This window comes from Lysobacter silvisoli, from assembly GCF_003382365.1.
In the GTDB taxonomy this organism is placed as follows: Bacteria; Pseudomonadota; Gammaproteobacteria; order Xanthomonadales; family Xanthomonadaceae; genus Lysobacter; species Lysobacter silvisoli.
In genome coordinates, this window is record NZ_QTSU01000001.1 from 1470182 (window position 1) to 1490459 (window position 20278).

The 20278-nt window shown below is 68.4% G+C and carries 20 protein-coding genes and 1 tRNA gene; 10 read left to right on the plus strand and 11 right to left on the minus strand.

Features of this window, described 5'->3' with window-relative positions; translation table 11 throughout:
- Window positions 1-16: 16 nt before the first annotated feature.
- The 3 genes from DX914_RS06460 (at window position 17) to DX914_RS06470 (ending at window position 1554) form a co-directional block, all read left to right on the plus strand.
- Window positions 17-628, plus strand: coding sequence for a cysteine dioxygenase family protein (locus tag DX914_RS06460; RefSeq protein WP_231118166.1), 612 nt, complete (start codon window positions 17-19; stop codon window positions 626-628).
- Window positions 629-954: 326 nt separating this feature from the next.
- Entirely contained in the window at window positions 955-1407 is a 453-nt protein-coding gene (locus DX914_RS06465) for a DUF2214 family protein (protein WP_115858197.1), read from the plus strand.
- Window positions 1408-1467: 60 nt separating this feature from the next.
- Window positions 1468-1554, plus strand: a tRNA-Leu gene (locus DX914_RS06470).
- 96 nt (window positions 1555-1650) lie between these two features.
- Here the strand turns inward: DX914_RS06470 and DX914_RS19985 are convergent.
- Together DX914_RS19985 and DX914_RS06475 are read right to left on the minus strand one after the other, a co-directional pair.
- Window positions 1651-2559, minus strand: coding sequence for a hypothetical protein (locus DX914_RS19985; RefSeq protein WP_147300616.1), 909 nt, complete (start codon window positions 2557-2559; stop codon window positions 1651-1653).
- Between the two features lie 470 nt (window positions 2560-3029).
- Complete coding sequence (locus DX914_RS06475) at window positions 3030-4808, minus strand: serine hydrolase (RefSeq protein ID WP_158549199.1); 1779 nt, start codon at window positions 4806-4808, stop codon at window positions 3030-3032.
- Between the two features lie 312 nt (window positions 4809-5120).
- Between DX914_RS06475 and DX914_RS06480 the strand changes: the two genes are divergently transcribed.
- The 6 genes from DX914_RS06480 to DX914_RS06505 all read left to right on the plus strand — a co-directional run bounded on the left by DX914_RS06480 (window position 5121) and on the right by DX914_RS06505 (window position 11353).
- Window positions 5121-5576, plus strand: a complete 456-nt coding sequence (locus tag DX914_RS06480; protein WP_115858199.1) for a DUF6194 family protein — start codon at window positions 5121-5123, stop codon at window positions 5574-5576.
- 305 nt (window positions 5577-5881) lie between these two features.
- Window positions 5882-6616, plus strand: coding sequence for a Crp/Fnr family transcriptional regulator (locus DX914_RS06485; protein ID WP_115858200.1), 735 nt, complete (start codon window positions 5882-5884; stop codon window positions 6614-6616).
- 233 nt (window positions 6617-6849) lie between these two features.
- Entirely contained in the window at window positions 6850-7068 is a 219-nt protein-coding gene (locus tag DX914_RS06490; protein ID WP_115858201.1) for a hypothetical protein, read from the plus strand.
- A 146-nt stretch (window positions 7069-7214) separates the two neighbouring features.
- Window positions 7215-9032 carry a DUF1800 domain-containing protein gene (locus DX914_RS06495; RefSeq protein ID WP_115858202.1) on the plus strand — a complete coding sequence of 606 codons (1818 nt, stop codon included), beginning with the start codon at window positions 7215-7217 and terminating at the stop codon, window positions 9030-9032.
- A gap of 10 nt (window positions 9033-9042) precedes the next feature.
- A complete protein-coding gene (locus DX914_RS06500) occupies window positions 9043-10518 on the plus strand; it encodes a DUF1501 domain-containing protein (RefSeq protein WP_115859157.1) in 1476 nt (491 codons plus the stop codon).
- A 43-nt stretch (window positions 10519-10561) separates the two neighbouring features.
- Entirely contained in the window at window positions 10562-11353 is a 792-nt protein-coding gene (locus DX914_RS06505; protein ID WP_115858203.1) for an NRDE family protein, read from the plus strand.
- Between the two features lie 308 nt (window positions 11354-11661).
- Here the strand turns inward: DX914_RS06505 and DX914_RS06510 are convergent, their stop codons facing one another.
- The 8 genes from DX914_RS06510 to DX914_RS06545 all read right to left on the minus strand — a co-directional run bounded on the left by DX914_RS06510 (window position 11662) and on the right by DX914_RS06545 (window position 18746).
- Complete coding sequence (locus DX914_RS06510) at window positions 11662-12135, minus strand: hypothetical protein (RefSeq protein WP_196778835.1); 474 nt, start codon at window positions 12133-12135, stop codon at window positions 11662-11664.
- Window positions 12105-12314, minus strand: a complete 210-nt coding sequence (locus DX914_RS06515) for a PspC domain-containing protein (RefSeq protein WP_115858204.1) — start codon at window positions 12312-12314, stop codon at window positions 12105-12107. Before DX914_RS06515 ends, DX914_RS06510 begins: the two co-directional genes overlap by 31 nt.
- Before the next feature lie 39 nt (window positions 12315-12353).
- A complete protein-coding gene (locus DX914_RS06520; protein ID WP_115858205.1) occupies window positions 12354-12743 on the minus strand; it encodes a YfeK family protein in 390 nt (129 codons plus the stop codon).
- 7 nt (window positions 12744-12750) lie between these two features.
- The gene (locus tag DX914_RS06525; RefSeq protein ID WP_115858206.1) at window positions 12751-13449 is read right to left on the minus strand and encodes an SGNH/GDSL hydrolase family protein; all 699 of its coding nucleotides are present in this window, start codon (window positions 13447-13449) and stop codon (window positions 12751-12753) included.
- Window positions 13450-13728: 279 nt separating this feature from the next.
- A complete protein-coding gene (locus DX914_RS06530) occupies window positions 13729-14799 on the minus strand; it encodes a class III poly(R)-hydroxyalkanoic acid synthase subunit PhaC (protein WP_115858207.1) in 1071 nt (356 codons plus the stop codon).
- Between the two features lies 1 nt (window position 14800).
- Complete coding sequence (phaE, locus tag DX914_RS06535) at window positions 14801-15961, minus strand: class III poly(R)-hydroxyalkanoic acid synthase subunit PhaE (RefSeq protein WP_115858208.1); 1161 nt, start codon at window positions 15959-15961, stop codon at window positions 14801-14803.
- Between the two features lie 86 nt (window positions 15962-16047).
- Window positions 16048-16662: a CDP-alcohol phosphatidyltransferase family protein gene (locus DX914_RS06540; protein ID WP_115858209.1), complete on the minus strand. Its 615-nt coding sequence runs from the start codon at window positions 16660-16662 to the stop codon at window positions 16048-16050.
- A 242-nt stretch (window positions 16663-16904) separates the two neighbouring features.
- Window positions 16905-18746 (minus strand): 3-hydroxybutyrate oligomer hydrolase family protein, encoded by a 1842-nt coding sequence (locus DX914_RS06545; protein WP_115858210.1) that lies wholly within the window; start codon window positions 18744-18746, stop codon window positions 16905-16907.
- 122 nt (window positions 18747-18868) lie between these two features.
- Here DX914_RS06545 and DX914_RS06550 point away from each other — a divergent pair, with 122 nt between their 5' ends.
- Window positions 18869-19534, plus strand: coding sequence for a response regulator transcription factor (locus tag DX914_RS06550; protein ID WP_115858211.1), 666 nt, complete (start codon window positions 18869-18871; stop codon window positions 19532-19534).
- A 292-nt stretch (window positions 19535-19826) separates the two neighbouring features.
- Here the strand turns inward: DX914_RS06550 and DX914_RS06555 are convergent, their stop codons facing one another.
- Window positions 19827-20123, minus strand: coding sequence for a hypothetical protein (locus DX914_RS06555; RefSeq protein ID WP_115858212.1), 297 nt, complete (start codon window positions 20121-20123; stop codon window positions 19827-19829).
- Between the last annotated feature and the right edge of the window lie 155 nt (window positions 20124-20278).

Genomic DNA, 20278 nt, shown 5'->3' on the forward strand with positions numbered 1-20278 from the left:
CCGCTAGAATGGTTATATGGACATAACCCGATGTCATTTGGCTGAGGCCCTGCCCGACCTCGACTTCCCCGGTCACGACAAGCTCGTGGCCGCCGTCGACCAGGCCGTGAACGCCGGCGACGAACACGCCGTCACCTCGGCCCTGCGCAACGCGCTGTGCCGCATGATCCGCGACCGCGACGTGCAACTGCCGCAGTGCGTGTACGACGCCATCGACGACCACTACGCCCGCCGCGAGATCTACCGCAGCCCCAGCCTGGGCTACAGCGTGGTGGCGATGACCTGGGGCCCGGGCCAAGGCACCCCGGTGCACGACCACTGCGGCCTGTGGTGCGTGGAAGGCGTGTGGGACGGCGAGCTTGAAATCACCCAGTATGAACTGCTGGAACGCAACGGCGACCACTTCCGCTTCCGCGCCGCCGGAGGCATGCACGCCGGCCCCGGCAGCGCCGGCAGCCTGATTCCGCCGCACGAGTACCACACCATCCGCAACAGCAGCGACAGCCACGTCGCCGTCTCGCTGCACATCTACAAGGCGCCGATGGAAGCCTGCTCCATGTTCGTCCCACGCGAAGGCGAATGGTTCACCCGCGTGGACAAAGCACTGCAAACAGACGAAGCGGCCTGAGGGCCGCTTCTTCGTTAGGGCTCCCGCACTCCTGCGACCCCAACTGTGAGAGCGGCGCAAGCCGCGATTCCCCCACACCAGGTCACCCTCCCACTCCCTCCCTGTAGGAGCGGCGCAAGACGCGACCACGCCACCTCACAAACGACGCGAGCCGATTGTGTTCAGGCCCCTCACCGCCTTGGGGTAGGAGCGGCGTAAGCCGCGACCGGAATCGCGATAACGACGCAAGCACCGTGATCGGAGCGGCGCGTTCGCGGCTCACGCCGCTCCTACCCCAAATCCAACCTGCGCCTACAATCGCCCCCACCTCCGCCGCCACCGCCCCCATGCTCCCCGACCTCCTACTAGCCGCCCTGCACCACCTGCTGGTGTTCGCCCTGGTCGCCATGCTCGTAGCCGAATCCACCCTCCTGCGCGGCCCGCTCACCGCCGACAGCCTGCAACGCTTGGCCCGCCTCGACGCCGGCTACGGCATGGCCGCCGGCCTGCTGCTGGGCACCGGCCTGCTGCGCGTGTTCTTCGGCGCCAAGGGCAGCGACTTCTACCTGCACAACCCCTGGTTCCACGCCAAGCTCGGCGCCTACGTTCTCGTCGGCCTGCTCTCCCTGCTGCCCACGCTGCGCTTCATGCGCTGGCGCAAGGCCGTACGCGACAACCCCGCCTTCCTGCCCGAACCGGCCGACCTCGCCCGCCAGCGCAGCGTGGTCCGCTTCGAACTGATCCTGGTCGGCGCCATCTTCCTCCTGGCCGCCGCCATGGCCCGCTACGGCGGCTTCTGAGCGTCTGAACGAGGTTAAGGGGTACGACTCGCCCCGCGCTCGGCTATACTCTGCGGCCGCGCCGGAATGGCGGAATCGGTAGACGCAGCGGACTCAAAATCCGCCGCCCTTAAAAGCGTGTGGGTTCGAGTCCCACTTCCGGCACCAGCACGAAAAAAAGGCTAGGCATTGATGCCTAGCCTTTTTTGTGCGCGCACCATTGCAGTGGTAGTGGACTCCCTACCGCTCAGCCCATCGCAGCTTCTAGAACAGCAGCCGCCACGAAAGAAGCGGGAAAACCGCTTTGGTGACCTGTTGATCCTTCGCTGGTGAAAAAACAGTCACCTCACCAGAGGTAACTCGTTTAAGCGGATCGTAAATCAGGTACACGTCGCTCTCGGGCGACGTGGTCAGCAATGCCATCAAATACGACAAGGCGCCTAGCTTCGCGCGCAATTCTTTCTGTTGTCTTTCCACATGCCCTATCAAATGGGGAGACCGAGCCAGCTCATCCATTGAGGCTGCAGATTGCATCGCAACAGATACCGGATAGCCCAAAACTTCAGTATCGCGCGAGGTAACCGCAAGCCCGAATTCCTTTGAGTAGGCAGCAGCAAGCGATACGGTTGCCTTGACGCCATCCTTGAAGGTAACTGGGATTTCGCTCTGGATACGCGTTTCCCCAAGCAACATAGGCTCGCCGATCTCGACCCCCACTCCAGGATTCAAGCTAGGCATGGCATAGGTGACAAAGAACATGTCCCCACTCTGAGATGTGCTCTTACGCAGATCGTTCGCGCCAAATGCACCCGAAGGACTGGAGAGGGTCACCTCCTCCAACAACGCCCTATTGAATAACTTGTGATACTGAAATGAGATGGAAATAGAGTCGAGCGACTTCCTGCCGCTGGAATGGAATGTGAAGGGAATAGCGCCCACTGCGGGCGCATCTGATGAGGGCAACGGCGCCCCCAAGACCACATAGTTTCGCTTGCCGGCGGCCAGCGGATAGTCGCCTATACCCACAACGATGCCCGGCTTGTCCAGACTTCCGCTAACCTCCGCAATCTTCCAAGACACCCGGATTGCGTAATAGGCCAGCGCAAGGCTGAGAACCGCAACCCCAAACCCCAGCCACGTGAGGACATAGGTTTTTCTTTCCAACCCAGACATATACGCTCCAGCAGCCATTTACTTTGCTGGCGAGCTTAGAGAGACGAGGTCAGGGCCACAAGGATTTAAGGTCAGCCACCATCACTTGTTCGGAACTGAGACTGGATTGGGCGCTGCGGGTTGCGCCTTGTCCGTGGCCCAGCTCATGCGCGCTCTGCGCCACGACACCACGCACAAGAACTGCAGACAGGGTTATCCTGGACCAGGACGCTGGGGAATGTGATCGTCATGTCTAGAGAGACGCTTTTAGGCATCATGTATTTGTTGGCCCTACTCTCCGCAGGGCTCGGGCTGTACTTCGTCAAAGAAAAGAAGAAGCGCTCCATAATCCTGGCGCCCCTGGTTGCGGCATTCGCTCTAAACCTCGTGCACGGGTACTTGTCCTAGCCGATCTGCCTGCACCAAATAGAAAGCCCGCCGAAGCGGGCTTTCTGCGTCTCTAACGTTTGCGGGCTTGACGCTGCCCACCCTTACAACTGCTCGGCAATCTCCCGAGCCATCTCCTCGAACAACCCCAGATTGCCCCAGCGGTTGGCAACGACCGCGACGTGCACGCCGCCCAGGTTCTTACCCTTCGGGCTGACGTAGCCGGCCGGGAACATCACCACGTAGGCCATGCCGCCGTCGGCGCCGCCATTGTGTTCCAGGCTGCCGTCGCCCGGGGCGCCCCAGCCCATGCGGTCCATGTCGGCGTCGCTGTACTTGCCGTCGAGTTTGGCGGTGAGGATGGTCAGGGCGCGGGCGGTGCCGCGGTAGCCGCCGGCGGCCAGGCCGGTGGTCGAGGGCTCGTACGGGCCCGGCACGGGCACGCCGCCGACCAGGATGTGGTTGGCCGAGTCGCGCGAATCGGGGCTGGCGGCCTGCGGTTCGATGTCGTCGGCCACGCCGGCCGGCAGCAGGTAGTGGTCGTGGACGTAGTCGCGGTAGGTCTGGCCCGACATCTTTTCGATCAGCAGCGTCCACAGGCCGAAGCCGTGGTTGGAGTACTGCGAGTTGCCGCCCGGCGTGCGCAGCAGCGGGCGCGTGCGCAGGAAGTGGCGGTGGATCTGCTTGTAGGTCACGTTGGCTTCGGCGGTGCCGAACAGTTCGGCGGTGCCCGGAACGTCGCCGCTGCGGGTGAAGCCGGCGCGGTGGTCGAGCAGGTTCTGCACGGTGATCGTGGAGTACAGGTTGACCCAGTTGGGGCCGTTGAGCGTGGCCGGCAGGGTGTAGCCGTACGGGGCGATGTACTTGTCCAGGTCGTGGCTCATGCCCGAGCTGGCCTGGCCGTTGCCGAACCAGGTGTAGACGTGGTCGTTGGAGGCGATCGCCATGCCGCGGATGTCGTAGCTGGAACCGCTGGCCTGCGCCGGCCAGCTGTACGGCTTGACGCCCTTGGAGTAGTAGTCGAAGTCCATCGAATAGCCTTCGCTGTAGGTACCGTCCTGGTACCAGACGTAGACGTGGTTGTTGGACTTGGCGATGGCGATGCCGACGATGTCGTAAGCGGTCTTGCCGGCGGGCAGCTTGACGGTTTCGGTGGTCTGCGGGTCGTAGGCGTCCAGGTCGGCCGCGGTGCCGATCGAACGGGTGATCGCCGGGGTGTCGGTCTGGGTGGTGCGAGCGGCGTGGTACCAGGTATAGACCTGGCCGTTGGCGGCGATGCCCATGCCGAGGATGTCGATCGGCTGGCGGCCCGGCGGCAGCGTGTAAGGCAGCGGCGGGTTGTACTTATCCAGGTCGTTGGTCGCGCCTTCGCTGTAGGTCAGGTCGTTGTACCAGGTGAAGGTGTGGTCGTTCTGGCCGATGTCCATCTCGATGATGGGCGTGTAGCGGTTGGCGCCGCGCAGGATGTCGTTGGCGAACTCGTTGCCGAAGATGCCGTTGGCGCCGTACAGGGTCTTGGTGGCCGGGTTGATGCCTTCGGCCTGCATCAGCTGAAAGCCGGCCGGGCCGGTGATCGCGGCCTTGGTGACGCTGCCGATGCGCGAGCGGGTGTTGGCCGTCATCAGCTGCTGAGTCTGGGTGTTGGCGTAGCCGTAGCCCTTGTTGAACAGCAGCGCGCCGTTGCGGGTGACCGCCACGGTCACGCCCGGCAGCTTGTCTTCCTGCATCTGCGCCCAGACCAGCGGGTCGATCTTCATTTCCAGCGGGCTCAACTGTTTGGGCGGGTTGACCTTCGGGTCGCTGGGATCGGGCATTTCGCAGGTCTGGCACGGCAGGGCGAACGCCGGCGCACTGGCGGCGGCGGCCAAAACGAGGGCGGACACGGCGAGAACCAAGGAACGGGACACGGCTTTGCTGCGCATTGGGTAATGCTCCTGGACGAAAGGGATTTGTGGGTGCATGCAGGCCCTCACGCGCGGCAGAACGCCGCAGCGACAGGAGGGATTCCACTAGGGGAAGGCGCAGAAAAAACGCGCTACATGCGGTGAGGACGAAGGCCCGTTGTTGCTCTCAGCACCGATGGGTGCTCACCGAAACGGGCCTGTAATTCCGTCTCGACCAGTACAAACGCAGGGACGGCCCGGAACCGGACAGGCGCCGGGGTACTATTTTCGGTTTCCGCCAGGAGCCCGCCGATGACCCAAGACGAAATCCGCGCCTATCTCGCCGACCACGCCGCCGTGCGCATCCAGATCGCCGGGCCCGACGACGGCAGCCCGGAGCTGGCCTGGGGCGACACCTTCGTCTACGCGCTCGACGCCGACGGCCAGGCGCGCAAGATGCCGTTCGCGACCATCGTCATCAAGGACTACGACGGCTTCGATACCCAGTCGCAGCTCAACCGCGGCGGCTTGTACCGAGTGAACCTGGACATCGGCAAGGAGTTGTTCGAGGAGAGCTTCGGCTTCGCCCCGCGCGAGTTCGATTCGCATCGCGACCAGTTCGACTTCGCCGAACTCGACCAGTTCTTCCCGCACCCGGTGTATGGCGCCAATGGCTGGATCTCCATCATCCAGCCCGGTACGACCACACGCGCCACGCTGGAAATGCTGCTGGACGCGGCGATCGCACGGTCGAACCGCCACCCTTGAAGGCGACCGCCGGCGGCGCGAGCGCGTTGTGTCCGCGACGGGCCAAGACAAGCGGCGCGGTTAGCACGCTCCCAGGCTCATTCAGAAGGCCGAGCGCTGCGATGCGCCCGCGATGCTTGCGTTGCGCCCGAATAGCGCGCACTGTGGGTTCGCCAGATCGTCTTGAAGACTGATCGCATCTTCAGTTGGCGCTATGTGCGCTAGCGAACACAGACCCCGTTGGGGTCGACGTATGTGCGTTGTCGTACATACGCTTTTGCACCTGCGACCGAAAATTGCCCGTTTATGGGAGGTCACAGCTGCGCATGAACAAAGCTCCGACATGGATTGCCCATAACGGCCTGCTGGACAAACTGCCTGCCGAAGCATGCGCCGCCCTGCGACCGCACCTGCAGTTGGTCGACCTGCCCGCCGGCAAGGTCGTGTTCGAGCCGCAGACGCCGCAGCACCACATGTATTTCCCGCGCAGCGGCATCGTGTCGTTGCTCTACGTCATGGAAAACGGCGACAGCAGCGAGATCGCCATGGTCGGCCGGGAAGGCGCCGTCGGCATGGCCATTCTGGTCGACAGCCAGACCACGCCAGCGCGCGCCGTGGTCCAGGTCGGGGGACAAGCGCTGGCGCTGAAGGCCGACAAGGTCGAACGCGAATTCGGCCGCGGCACCCATTTCCAATTCCTGTTGCTGCGCTACACCCAGGCGCTGCTGGCGCAGATGGCGCAGATGGTGGTGTGCAACCAGCACCACATGGTCGAACAGAAGCTGTGCCGATGGCTGCTGCAATGCCTGGACCGGGTGGAGACGGACGAGTTGCAGGTGACGCAGGAACTGATCGCCACGCGGCTGGGCGTCCGCCGCGAAGGCGTGACCGAAGCCGCCGGTCGGCTGCAGGAAGCCGGGCTGATCGCCTACAGCCGCGGCAAGATCCGCCTGCTGGACCGTTTGGGCCTGGAGCAGCGCAGTTGCGAGTGCCATGCGGCGGTCAAGAGGGAGTACGAGCGACTACTGGTTCCGATGGACGCCGGCAGGCGCAAAGCCTAGCTCGGGGGCGAACCGCTATAAGTGCGGTACCGAACGGATCGCGGGCAGCCGCGGCACTATTTTCCCAGGACGGAGGATGTGGGAGAGAGCTAAGGAATGAAGGTAGTCGACCACCGTAGCCGGGCAGAACCGCTAGTGCCCGTATCCGATTTTCCTGCGTTCGAACCGGGCCGCCCTCCCTGCCTGCCGAACCGGCTCCGCTCCAGCCGGGCTTGCCTGCGCCAGCTGACGCGATGAAGCTGACCGACCTGCCCGCGGACTATCAGGCGCACGTGCTGGCGCTGCTGGAGATCGTCGGCGCGGAATGCGCTCACCGCAGCTGGGACGAAATCGAACCCGTGCTCGCGTCCTACTGGCACTCCACCCACCGCGCCGACGTAGCGGACTGGAACGCCATCCGACCCTACGTGCGCGCTGCCTGCGATCCGGACCCGGCGGACGGCCCGCCCTGAGCGCAGGCTCGGTCGAACCCATGCAGGCCGGCCTGAACGGCCGTAGCGCCGCGCCGAACGGCACCATTTTTGTGACTCGACTCCCGGTCGCCCGTCAACCCTAGCCCGGATACTGGCCGGCAAAGGGGACGTCCGAGGAATCCGTCATGAACCGCAAAGCCAGGCGCGAACGGGCGTTGGCGCAGTCGCACCTGTTTCGCCGCTACGGCAAGGGGCGCTGGATCCGGCCGCAGAAATTCGCCAGTTCGGCGCGCGCGCAGGAACAGCTGGAGGCCGCGCAAGCGACGCAGCAGCAGACCGCCGCGGCCTGGGACCTGGACGCGCCGCAGATGGCCGGCGGGCCGTCGATGTCGCGCGACTCGCAGGCGCAGCTGCTCACCCTCGCCCGGCCCTCGCTGCCGATCCGCGCGCTCAACAGCCTCAGCTACGGCATCACTCCGACCTCGCTGTCGGAGTTCAACGGCCTGGGCAGCAACGATGCGCAGCGGCTGCAGAACTACATCGACTGGCAGCTGGACTGGAGCGCGATCGACGACAGCGCGGTCGAGGCGCGGCTGAGCGCGGCCGGCTACACCACGCTGGGCAAGCCGCTGACCCAGCTGTGGGCCGAGCACGTGGTGCCGGACCCGGCCTACGAGGTGCGCATGCGTCCGGCTTGGGAGATCCAGCGCGGCGCGTTCGTGCGCGCGACCTATTCCAAGCGCCAGTTGCGCGAGGTGATGGTCAATTTCTGGCACGACCACTTCAACGTTACCGCCAGCGATTTCGCTGCTGGCCCGGTGTACGTGCACTACGACCGCGACGTGCTGCGCAAGTCGGCCTTCGGCAACTTCCGCACCCTGCTCGAAGACGTGGCCTGCAGCCCGTCCATGCTGTTCTACCTGGACAACGTGTCCAACACGCGCTCGGGCCCGAACGAGAACTGGGCGCGCGAACTGTTGGAACTGCACACCCTGGGCGCGGGCAACTACCTGGGCTTCACCGACCCGTTCCTGGTGCCGCCGGACCCGCAGGACCCGGCTTACCCGTCGGGCTACACCGACATCGACGTATACGAAACCGCGTCGGCGTTCACCGGCTGGAGCATGAAGAACGCGCACTGGCAGTACCCGAACGACAACGACGGCACCTTCGTCTACCGCCAGGCCTGGCACGACGCCGGCCCCAAGTTCGTGCTCGGGCGCTTGCTCAATCCCGAGCAGCCGGCGATGAAGGACGGCCGCGACGTGCTCGACCGCCTGGCCAGCCACCCGGCCGTGGCGCGCTTCGTCTGCGCCAAGCTGGTGCGACGCTTCGTCAGCGACACCCCGCCGCCAGAGCTGGTGGCCTCGGCCGCGGCGGTGTTCCGCCAGCATTGGCAGAGCCCGAACCAGATCGAGCACGTGCTGCGCCACATCCTCAATTCCAGCGCCTTCGCCAACGCCTGGGGCCAGAAGAACCGGCGCCCGTTCGAAGCGGTGGTCGCCGCGATGCGCGCGGCCGGTAGCGACTGGACCTTGCGCGTGGCGCAGTCGCGCTCGGACGATTTCATGTACCGCTTCGGCTTCACCGGCCACGCGCCCTACGAGTGGCCCGCGCCGAACGGCTACCCCGACACCGGCCTGGCCTGGTCCGGCGCGAGCACCTACGCCACCACCTGGAAGATGCTCAACTGGCTGACCGAAACCAACGACGGCGGCGTGCCGCTGTTGCCGGTGCTGCAACTGAGCCGCGCCGAGGTGTCCAGTTGGACCGCGCCCAATCTGGTCGACTACTGGTGCCGGCGTTTGTTGGGCTACCTGCCCGATGCGTCGCGGCGGCAGACGCTGATCGCGTTCATGGCCCAGAACGGCGATCCGGCGACCTACGTGATCACCGACACCGATGCCTGGTCCGGCAACGACCTCAAGCGCCATTACAACCAGCAACGCCTGCGCAGCATGGTGTCGCTGGTGCTGATGACGCCCGAATTCCTGAGCCGCTGAGGACACCGCCATGACTACGCTCACCCTCAGCCGCCGCCGTTTCCTCAAGGCCTGCGCGGCCAGCGCCGCGGTCGGCGCGGTCGGCCCCACCCTGCTGTTCTCCGGCGCCGCCGAAGCGGCGGCCAATGCGCACGACACCGTGGTGTTCCTGTTCCTGCGCGGCGGCATGGACGGCCTGAACCTGGTCGTGCCCATCGACGGCAGCGACCGCACCTTCTACGAGCAGGCACGCCCGGCGCTGCAGATCGCCGCCAGCGGCACCTACGGCGCCCTGCCGCTGACCCTGGCCGGCGGCGCCGCCACCGGCTTCGGCCTGCACCCGTCGGCCACGGGCTTGCGCGATATCTGGAACAACGGCCAGCTCGGCATCGTCCATGCCTGCGGCCTGCTGACCTCGGTCACCCGCAGCCACTTCGATGCGCAGCTGTCGATCGACCTGGGCACGCCCGGCCAGCAAGGCGGCGGCGTAGGTTGGCTGGCGCGCGCGATGAACGTGCAGCCGGGCCTCAGCGGCGCCGAGTCGATGCCGGCACTGGCGGTGAACAGCCGCCAGCCGGCCAGCCTCAACGGCACCACGCGCGCGCTGACCATGGGCCGGGCTTCGGACTTCGCCCTGGATTCGGGCGCCTGGTCCTGGCAGAAGACCCGCAGCGATTCGCCCGCGGGCCTGCGCGGCGTCAACGAAACCCTGGCCTCGCTGTGGAACGGCAGCACCGGTCTGGAAGTCGGCGGCCAACGCGCGGATGCCTCGTTGCGGGTGATCGCGCAGCAGACCTACGGCGCCCTGCCCGCCGGCTGGCCGACCGGCGGTTTCGCCGAGCAGCTGTGGACCATCGCCCAGTCGATCCGCTTCAACCTGGGGCTGCGCTACGCCACCCTGGACCTGGGCGGTTGGGACACCCACGACGGTCAGGGCAGCGCGGGCACCGGTTATCACTACTACCAGAACAAGATCGCCGAGCTGTCGGCGGCGCTGGCCGCGTTCCACAACGAACTGGCCGCCACCGGCCACCTCTCGCGCGTGACCCTGGTGGTGCAGTCCGAATTCGGCCGCCGCGTGCGCGAGAACGCCAACCGCGGCACCGACCACGGTTACGGCAACCCGGTGCTGGTCATGGGCGGCGCGGTCAACGGCCGCCGCTTCTACGGCCAGTGGCCGGGCCTGAATCCGGAAACGCTGTCGGCTTATTACGGCGATGTGCCCGTCACCACCGACCACCGCCGGGTGCTGTCGGAGATTCTGGTGCGGCGCATGGGCAACAACCAGCTCAGCACGGTGTTCCCCGGCTACAGCGGCTACGCGCCGCTGGGCATCGTCCAGGGCAGCGATCTGGCGCTGCAAGGCGCGGGCATGGCGATGGCCTCGCAACCGGCGCTGCCGGCCGCAGATCCGCCATCGCAACCGTGGAATCCGGCCCAAGTCGGCGGGCGCCGCGGCTACCTGGAGCGCCTGCTCAGCGATCCGCGGATCATCCGCCACCGTTGAACGCGCGGGCGCGGCGCGAGCCGCGTCCGCGGTAGCATGGCGCATGTGCCTGATCGCCTTGTCCTGGCGTAGCCATCCGCGCTACCCGCTCGCCTTGATCGCCAACCGCGATGAATCCCACGCGCGTGCGGCGGCCGCGGCCGGGCCCGATCCCGAATCGCCGCAGGTCTACGGCGGCCGCGACCTGGTCCAGGGCGGCGGCTGGCTGATGGTGTCCACGCGCGGGCGCCTGGCCGCGGTGACCAACGTGCGCGCCGGCCTGGCCGCCGACGCCGCCCCCCGGTCGCGCGGCGCGCTGGTGCGCGGCTTCGTGCGCGGCGACGCCACGGCGGCGGCGACGCTGGATGCGCTGGGCGAGACCGCGCCCGAGTACGGCCGCTTCAACCTGGTGTTGTGGGACGGCCAGGAGCTGAGCTTCGCCAGCAACTATCCGCAGTACGCGCGCCAGCCGATTGCGCCGGGCATGCATGCCATGTCCAACGGCGCCTTCGATGCGCAGTGGCCCAAGAGCGGCCACGCCACGCGCGCGCTGTCGGCATGGCTGGCCTCGCCGGCATCCTTGCATGAGGCGCCCGATGCGCAAGCGCTGCAACCCTTGTTCGCGGCGCTGGCCGACACCACGCCCGCGCCGGACGCCGAACTGCCCGATACCGGCGTGGGCCTGGAGCTGGAACGGGTGCTCTCGCCGCCGTTCGTGCGTGGCGAACGCTACGGCACGCGCTGCAGCACCATCGTGCTGGTGGGCGAGAAAGAAATCGTATTCGTCGAGCGCCGCTACGGCCCCAATGGCGCGGGGGGCGGGGAAACCGCCACGGTGCTGCCCCTGCGGCGATGACGCCTCGCTTTGGGGTAGGAGCGGCGTGAGCCGCGACCGCGAAACCCCACACGCCACGCCCTCAGCGCATTGATTCGCGGGTCTACCCGGTGAATTGCCGGATGGCGGTCGCGGCTCACGCCGCTCCTACCCCAGAGCGACTGCGTTGTGCGCATATGAGAAGGCCCAGTCTGCTCGAGGTTTCCCTCGTGCGGGCCGGGCCTTCCGTGTCGAAGCGGGATTACCAGCGGACTCGCGTCCTAGGTGTTGCTCCGACGGTCATAGCCTACCGAAGCCGCCGTTAGCGCCCGATCAAATTTCCGTGAGGCTCAGCGCGACGGCCACGGCCACCAGCCGCGGCCGGTCTGGGCATAGCGGTCGGCGGCGCGTTCGAACGGATTGCGCACGCTGACGCCACCGCACAGCAGGTACAGCGGCAGGAACAGCGCGCCCAGCACCATGTACTGGTACACGTGCGCACGTTCGTGGTCGGCCAGCACGATCGCCGCTTCGTCGCCGTGGCCGGCGCGATGGGCGTAGGTCACGCAGGGCGAGTCCAGATCGTCGCCGGTGTGCAGGATCACGTTGCCCAGGGTGATGGCGCCGCCCGGGCCCCAGGGCCAGCGATGGAACACCACCGCCAGGTCACGCCGGCGCAGGTGGGCGTGCGCACCGAAGGCCAGGCCGACGGCGCCGGCGAGCAAACCGAGCACGCTGACCGGCGACGCCCACAGCACGCCCAGCGCGTGCAGCGCCAGCCGTGCAGGGGCGCTCAGGCGCCCTCTTCCGGCATCAGCAGCCACAGGATCAGATAGACCAGGATGCCGGGAAACGCGACCGAGGCGATCGACACGATCACGTAGATCGCGCGCAGCAAGGTGGCGTTCCAGCCGAAACGGCGGGCGATGCCGCCGACCACGCCGGCGATCATGCGATCGTGGCGCGAACGGGCGAAGGGGCGCGGGGCCGGTTGCTGGCTCATGCGTCTGGCTCCTGACGGCGTCGGCCGCAGTCTAGCGCGTCAGCGCGCCGCCGGCGCGGCCGCCGGGCGCGCGCGGATCTCGTTCAGGCGCGCGCGCAGCCAGGTCGCCGAGGGCACCGCCGCGGCGCTGCCGCAGCGCATCTGGTAGGCGCGCCCGCTCATGCTGCTCTGGCTGGCCGCGCGCTCGATGAACTGCTCGGCGCTGGCGACCAGGTCGCGCTTGCGCAGGTAGGCGTACTTCTTGCGCAGGTGCGCCTGGGCCTGGTCGGCCCCGTACCAGCTGCCGTTGCGCTGGAACTGGCAGCCTGATTTCGCCAGAGCCTGGATCAGCTGCTCGATCTCGCGCTCGGCCTGCGGCGGCGGCGCGGCTAACGCGCCCGCGGCGGGCAGGAGCAGCGACAGCGCGACGGCGGCGGACAGGCGGTTCATACCCGCATTACAGCGCACGCAGCCAGGGGCCGACTACGCCGGCCCAGATCGCATAGCCCTCGCGGTTCATGTGCAGGCGGTCGGCGACGAACAGCGATTCGCGCGGCTGCCCGTCGGCGCCGAGCATCGGCGTGTAGATGTCCAGATAGGCGACCTGGTGCCGGCCCGCGTAGTCGCGCACCAGCGCGTTGGCCTCGCGGACCTTGGGCAGCAGATAGGCGCGTACGGGGCTGGGCTTGATCGAGATGAAGGCGATCGGCAGCCCCGGCTGCGCCGCGCGCACGCGCTGCACGAACGCGGCGAAATCGGCGGCCACCTGCTGCGGCGTGCGGCCTTCCTGCAGGTCGTTGTCGCCGGCGTAGAACACCACCGCGCGCGGCTGATACGGGGTGACGATGCGGTCGGCGAAACGCAGCGAGTCGTAGACGCGCGAGCCGCCGTAGCCGCGATTGATCAGGACCGTGCCGGGAAAGTCCTCGTGCAGGCCGGCCCACAGGCGGATCGAGGAGCTGCCGACGAACACCACCGCGCCGGGCATGCGGCGCACCCGCGCGTCCTCGGCCTCGAAGGCGGCGATGTCGGGTTCGAATTGGGAGGAATCCGGGAGCGCTGCGTCGGTGACGGGAGCCGCCGCCTCGGGCGTGTGCGCGGCGGTGTGGCATCCGGCCAGGAGCAGCGCGAGCAGGAGCAGGCTTAGGTGGCGCATGGAGAGCATCGGCGTGGGCGGAGAGGCTAGCCTAGCCTGAGCGGACGGGCGCAGGGTGTGAGTAAGCGCGCAACGTCGCTGCCGCGCGCGCCCGCGCCCTCACCCCAACCCGACCGCACAGCGGTCGGGCGTTCGGTGCGGCGCGAGCCTGTGGCTCGCAAGCGCGGCCTCTCGCCCCGCAAGCGGGAGAGGGGCTCAAGAGCGATGCAGTGGTTTGCTGTCCCTTCTCCCGCTTGCGGGAGAAGGTGCCCGGAGGGCGGATGAGGGCCGCTTCGCCGCTCAGCGCGAACGCTGCTCCAGCCACTCGTGGATCGAACTGGGCACCTCGCGCTGCGCACGGCTGGAGACGTAGATGCCGATGTGGCCGCCACGGAACGACAGCTCGCTGTAGTCGTCGGTCCCCACCAGCCCGCCCAGCGCGCGCGACGCGTCCGGCGGCACCAGGTGGTCCTGCTCGGCGTAGATGTTCAGCACCGGCATGTCCAGCTGCTGCAGGTCCACCGCGCGGCCGCCGATGTCGATGCCGCCCTTGACGAAGCCGTTGCCCTGGTAGAACTGCTTGATGAATTGGCGGAAAGCTTCGCCGGCCTGGTCGGGCGAGTCGAAGATCCACTTCTCCATGCGCAGGAAATCCTCCAGCGCCTTCTTGTCGTCCAGGATGTCGACCAGGCCCACGTACTTCTGCACGAACAGCCGCCACGGCTTGAGCGTGAGGTAGCACCAGTTCATCAGGTCCGCGGGCACGTTGCCCAGGGTGTCGACGAAACGGTCCACGTCCAGATTGCGGGTCCAGTTCGACAGCATGTTGTCGCCGGTGTGGAAATCCACCGGCGTGACCATGGTGATCAGGTTGCGCACCTTGCGCGGGTTCAGGGCCGAATAGCACAGCGAGAACGCGCCGCCCTGGCAGATGCCGAGCAGGTTGATCGCGTCCATGCGGTAGGCCTGGCGCAGGTGGTCCACCGCACCGCCGAGGAAGCGCTGGATGTAATCCTCCAGCTCCAGGTAGCGGTCGGAACGGTCGGGGTAACCCCAGTCGAGGATGTAGACGTCCTGGCCGCGTTCGAGCAGGCCGCGGACGATGGACTTGTCCGACTGCAGGTCGACCATGTACGGCCGGTTGACCAGCGCATAGGCGATCAGCAGCGGCACGCGCGCGGTGGGCGCATGGGCGCCGCGGTAGCGGTACAGCACCACTTTGCCGTCGCGCCAGACTTCCTCCTTGGCGGTGGCGCCGTAGTCGACGTCCTCGACCTGGCGCAGCGTGTCCAGGCCCGCGCGCAGCTTGTGCTGCGCCTGCATCGCTTCCTGGGCCAGGCCTTCGGCAGTGAACTGGATCGGTCCGGTCATGTCAGCGGGCTCCCTTGCGTGCGCTCACCTTGCTGGCCTTGCCGGCCTGCTTGGCCGCGGCCTTGGGCGCCTGCGGACGTTCCGGCGGTTGCGGACGCGCGATCGCGGTGCGCGCGGGCGCGGGCTTGGCGGCGGCCTTGGCCGGCTTGGCCGCGGGCTTGCTCGCCGGCTTGACGGGCTTGGCGGGCTTGCTCGCCTTGGGCGCGTCGTTCGCGGCCGGTTCCTGCGCACGCGGCGCGGCGGCACGCGGGCCAGTCTGGTTCTGCATCGCGTCGCGCAGGCGCCGCACTTCGCGCTCCAACTGCACGATCTTGCGGTGCGCGGCGTCGATCTCGGTGCGCGTGGGCATGCCCAGCTGGCCGGTGGAATGCTCGATCTCGGTCTGGATCGCCGCGCGCAGCGCCATCTGCGAATTGACCAGTTCGGCGTAGGTATCGCGGAAGCGCGGCGACAGCGCGATCTCGGCGTAGGCGTCTTCGGCCGCGTCGATCCACAGGTCGAACAGCGCGCGCGCCGACTGCAGCTGCCGGCCCGGCTCGCTGCGCTCGGCCAGCTTGTCCTCGAAGCGTGCGAACGCGTTCTGGCCGGCTTCGGCCATCAGCGCGTTGTAGGCCTGGTTGCGCTGCTGGTAGTCCAGCTGCGCCTGCGCCAGCGCCTGCCAGCGCTCCTGATGCTCGCGAGCGAAGCCGAACGCCGGCAGGCCCAGCCAGGAACGGCCTTCGCCCTGCCACTGCTGCAGCATCGGCCCGATCTGCTCCAGCCACTGGCCCAGATCGCTCTGGCCCGGCCCGCGCATGCGCCCGAACACGTCGGCGAAGGGATTGGCGCCGGCGCCGCCCAGGGCCTGCTTCCAGGCCGAAGCGATATCGCCGGCCGACGCGTCGCGGCCGGCGAACTGCGCCGCCAGCTGCTGGATCTGACCGAACCAGCCGCGCGCCTGGCTGTTGAAACGCTCCAGCGCCTCGTTGGCTTCGCTGCGGCCGCCTTGGGCCAGTTGCGTCCACCATTGCACGGCCTGGTCCCAGCCCGGCGCGGCGGTCGGCGCCGCCGGCGGCGCGCCACGCATCATCTCGCCCCAGGCGCTCCAGTAGCGCAGCGCCAGCGAGTCGAAATCCTCGCCGCCGAAGCCTTCCGCACCGAACCCGAATCCCTGCTTGGCCATCGCATCCTCCACGATTTGGCCCCGATCATAGCAACGCCCCGTTACGCGGCGTCAGCCTGTGCCGGCGGGCACATCGCGGCGGCCGTTCAGGGCTTGGGGATGCGCAAGGTCTTGCTGATCATCAACGAGCCCGACAGCGCGAACATCAGCACCAGCGGGTGGAACTGCCACGGGCCCAGTTGCAGCACGCCCAACCACAGGTTGTGGCCAATGGCGCCCTGCCAGGCGGCGATCGCCAGCACCACCACCAACAGCAGGCTGGTCGGGATCGGCGTGCCTTCGAAATACTTGACCTTGCCCTCGTCGCCCGACAGCGCTTCGGCGGTGACGTTGTAGCGCGCCAGGCGGCTGACGCCGCAGCCGACGAAGTAACTCAGCACCGCCCAGTCCCAACCGCCCTGCAGGCCGCAGGCGTAGGCCAGCGCGGCCGGGGCCACGCCGAAGGAGATCACGTCGGCCAGCGAATCCAGCTCGCGGCCCAGGGTGGAGGAAGACTTGCGCCAGCGCGCGACGCGGCCGTCCAGCGCGTCGAAGATGAAGGCCAGCGGGATCAGCGCCATGCCGATCATCAGATCGCGCACCCCGCCCTCTTGCAGGAAGCGCATCGCGGCGAAGATCGCGCCGGTGCCGCAGAAGGCGTTGGCGAGGGTGAACCAGTCCGCGAGATGGAAATCGCGGAGCATCGAAAAATGGCGCTGCATGCGGCGCTCCGTAGCCTGGATCGGCCACCGCATGCGGCGGCCGAAGATGGGTGCCCACAGCCTGCCAAGCCGCTGCTTGGCAGGCAAGGGCTTGACGCGATGCGCGGGAGCCTGCGTTGGCCCGGGGTTATGGTGAGTAAGCGTGTGTGCTTGCGATGTGAGCCGAGAACCCGCCGCTGAGGATCTGGCGAGTTCGGAGCCTATCGCGACTCACGCCGCTCCTACAGAATGCCGGCCCGGTGTCAGCGCGGCATCGCCAGGCTGGCGGCCGACAGCGGCTGGCCTGCGCCGCGCGGCACGGTCTGCACGGTGGCGTCGGCCGGCAGCGGCGCGCCGCTGTCCAGGTGCGCGCTCACGCGGTCCAGCGCCTCATACACGTAAGGCAGCAGCGGCACGTAGCGCGCGCCGTAGTCCGGCAGGCCCAGGAAGGCGTCGAAATGCTGGGCGTTGCGCACCTGCCAGTAGCGCACCTCGCGCCCGGCGGCCTGGGCCTGGCGCACGTAAGGCGCGCTGCTGAAGGCCGGCGGCACCAGGCCGTCGTCGCGACCGTGTATGACCAGCACCGGCAAGCCCGCGCGTGGCAGGCCGGCGCGCGTTTCGGCCACTCCCTTGCGCACGCGTTCGGCATCGATGCCCTGGCCTTGCCACAGCGCGCGCAGGCACTGCAGACCCACGAACGCAGGATCGGCACCGGGTTGGGCCCGCGCATCGACGATGCCCACGCCCGCACCCGGCGGAATGCCGCTGCCGTCGGCCCACCAGGCCGCGCGCTCGGCGACGCTGGCCGCGCGCGGACTGAAGTCCGGATTCAGGGCCGAAAAACCGTAGCCGCAGGGATGCTCGCCCACGCGGTAGCGGCCGTAGGCCGAGGCGTAAGTCACCGCGACCGCGCGCCACAGATCGAAGCCCACCGACAGCGCGCCGGCGCGCAGCGCTTCGTCGGTCCAGCCCTGCGCCTGCAGGCGCGCATGCGCCGAGCGCGCCTGCGCCGCGGCATCGTCTCCTTCGACCAGGCCCGCGGCCTTGAGCGAGGCGCAGCGCTGGGTCCACAGCGGCGCGGACTGCAGCGTCATCGGCGGTTGCGGCAGCGGCGCCAGCGCCGGGTCCAGCAGCGCGCACGGCATCAGCAGCGCGGCTTCGGTGGAATAGTCGTAGAGCGAACGCCCGCCTTCGGCCAGCACGCTGGGTTCGCCGGCGACCACGGCGTCGAGCCAGTCGCCGTCCAGTTCGGCCGCGCGCAGCACCGCGCCGCCGCCGTTGGAAATGCCCACGGCGATGACGCGGGTGTTGTCGAAGGTGAACGGCGCCGATCGCGGCAGCGCGCTGTCCAGCGCGTGCAACGCGTACTGCGCCGCCTGCTTCACGTGGCGGCCCCAATCGGCCTCGGGGTTGTCGCCGGAATGGGCATGCTTGAAGGCGATGCCGGTGGCGGCGACCGGCGCGTCGGGCGGGAAGGCCAAGCCGCTGTCGCGCGCGCCCACGCTGCCGTCGGCGCGCACGCCCTGGCCTGCGTCGAGGTCGAAGTAGTCGGTGCCCGCGCCCTTGTCGGTGTAGGCGATCGCGCAGCCCTTGGGCAGGCCCCAGGCGGCGGCGACGGAAATCGCGCCGTAGATGCCGCGCGAGCCCGACGAGGCGGTGACGACCACGCAGCGCTTGCGCGTATCGAAACTGTCGGGCAGTTGCACCAGCACGCGATGCGGCTTGCTCGCGCCGGGCACCGTGGCCAATGCGCTGAATTCGCGGCCGGGCACGGCCGCGGTGCTGCCGTACAAGTCGCCGTAGCCGCCGCCGGGCGCCAGATCGGCGATGCCGCGCCAATTGGCCCAGATCGCGCGGCGGCGCAGTTCGGCCACGGTCGGCGCCTGCGCCTGGGAGAAGGCCGGCGGCGCCAGCGCGCGCAGGCCGGCCAGGCCCAGGCCGGCGGTGAGCAGATCGTCGTCGCCGCGGTGCTCGCTGACGCGCTCGGCGCTGAACATGGGCGCGGACTCCTTGGCGTTGCGCGCGCCGCCGCCGGCGCAGGCTGCCAGAACCAAAGGCAGGATCAGGGCGGCGCAGGCCGCGATATGCGGCTGCAGCGCGCTCATGGTAGGCCGACTCGGGTTGGGCATGGTCATGCCGCCAGCGTAGCAAGGCCGCCGCGCGCGCTCATCGTACTTTCGTACAGGCCCCGGCGTGGCGCGGGCCGCGGTGCGCTAGGCTAGTCGCGATGCCCAGCCTGCTGATCGCCGACGACCACCCGCTGTTCCGCGCCGCCTTGCGCCAGGCCGCGGCGGACGCCGTGGCCGACACCCAGGTGCGCGAGACCGACACCCTGGAGGGCGTGCTCGCGGCGCTGGACGCCGAACCCGGCATCGACCTGGTGCTGCTGGACCTGCACATGCCCGGCAACCACGGCCTGGCCGGGTTGGCCGCGGTCCGCGCCCAGCACCCCGGCGTGGCGGTGGTGGTGGTTTCGGCCAACGACGACCCGCGCGTGGTCCGCCGCGCCCTGGACCACGGCGCCGCCGGCTACCTGCCCAAGAGCGCCGGCCTGGACGAGCTGCGCGACGCGATCCGTGCGGTGCTGGCCTGCGAGCAATGGCTGCCGGCCTCGCTGCGCGGCGCGGTCGCGCGCACCGACAGCGCCAGCGGCGACGCCGACCTGGCCGCGCGCCTGGCCAGCCTGTCGCCGCAGCAGTTCCGGGTACTGGCCCTGGTCGCCGACGGTTTGCTCAACAAGCAGATCGCCGATCGTCTGGACGTGCAGGAACGCACGGTCAAGGCGCACCTGTCGGCGATCTTCGACCGCCTGGGCGTGCGCAACCGCACCCAGGCCGGCGTGGTGCTGCGCGAGCTGGAGCTCAGCGATCCGGCGCGGCAGATCGCGGATTGAGCCTGCGAGATCGCCTTGCCTTTGCCTTGGGGTAGGAGCGGCGTAAGCCGCGAACGGACGCTCAACCCGCCAACGATCCTTCGCCGCATTCGGATTCGCGAATCGCGGCTCACGCCGCTCCTACCCCAAAGCGCAGGGTTCGTCCGCTCGGGCGGATGCGCGCTGCTCGAGGTAGGAGCGGCGCCAGCCGCGACCCGCAAATCCGCATAGCTGCGCCAGTCGCGTTGGCCTACGTGGTTCGCGGTCGCGGCTCGCGCCGCTCCTACCCCGAGCGAGCCTGAGGCGTCGCCGGTCAGCTGGCGGTCAAGCGCAACTGCGCCGGTGCGCGGTACGCGCACTGCGCGCGCTTGGCTTCGGCCGTGCAGGCCTTGCGCTCGCGCGCCTGCAGGCTCAGGGGCTTGCTGGCCACGCAATCGGCGAAGCAGGCTTCGCGCTCGGCCTCGCAGGCCGCCGGCGATTCGCCGCTGGCCAGGCACAGGTTGTACAGGCGCACGCAGATGCTCTGGCAGGAGGCCTGCGCAGGCAGCGCCGCGAACAGGCCGATACCCACGGCCAGGGCATACGACAACACCATCGACTGGGTCTTCATCGTTCTTCTCCTTGAACGCATCGCTTTGAAGCGCAACCCCCTGCGCGGCGGACCTTACTCCAGTTCGTCCGGACCCGGCAAAACAGCGTGCGAATTTGCGAACGCGCGCAGAAAACCGCCGTATTCATCGTCGCGCCATGGCGCAGCGCATCATC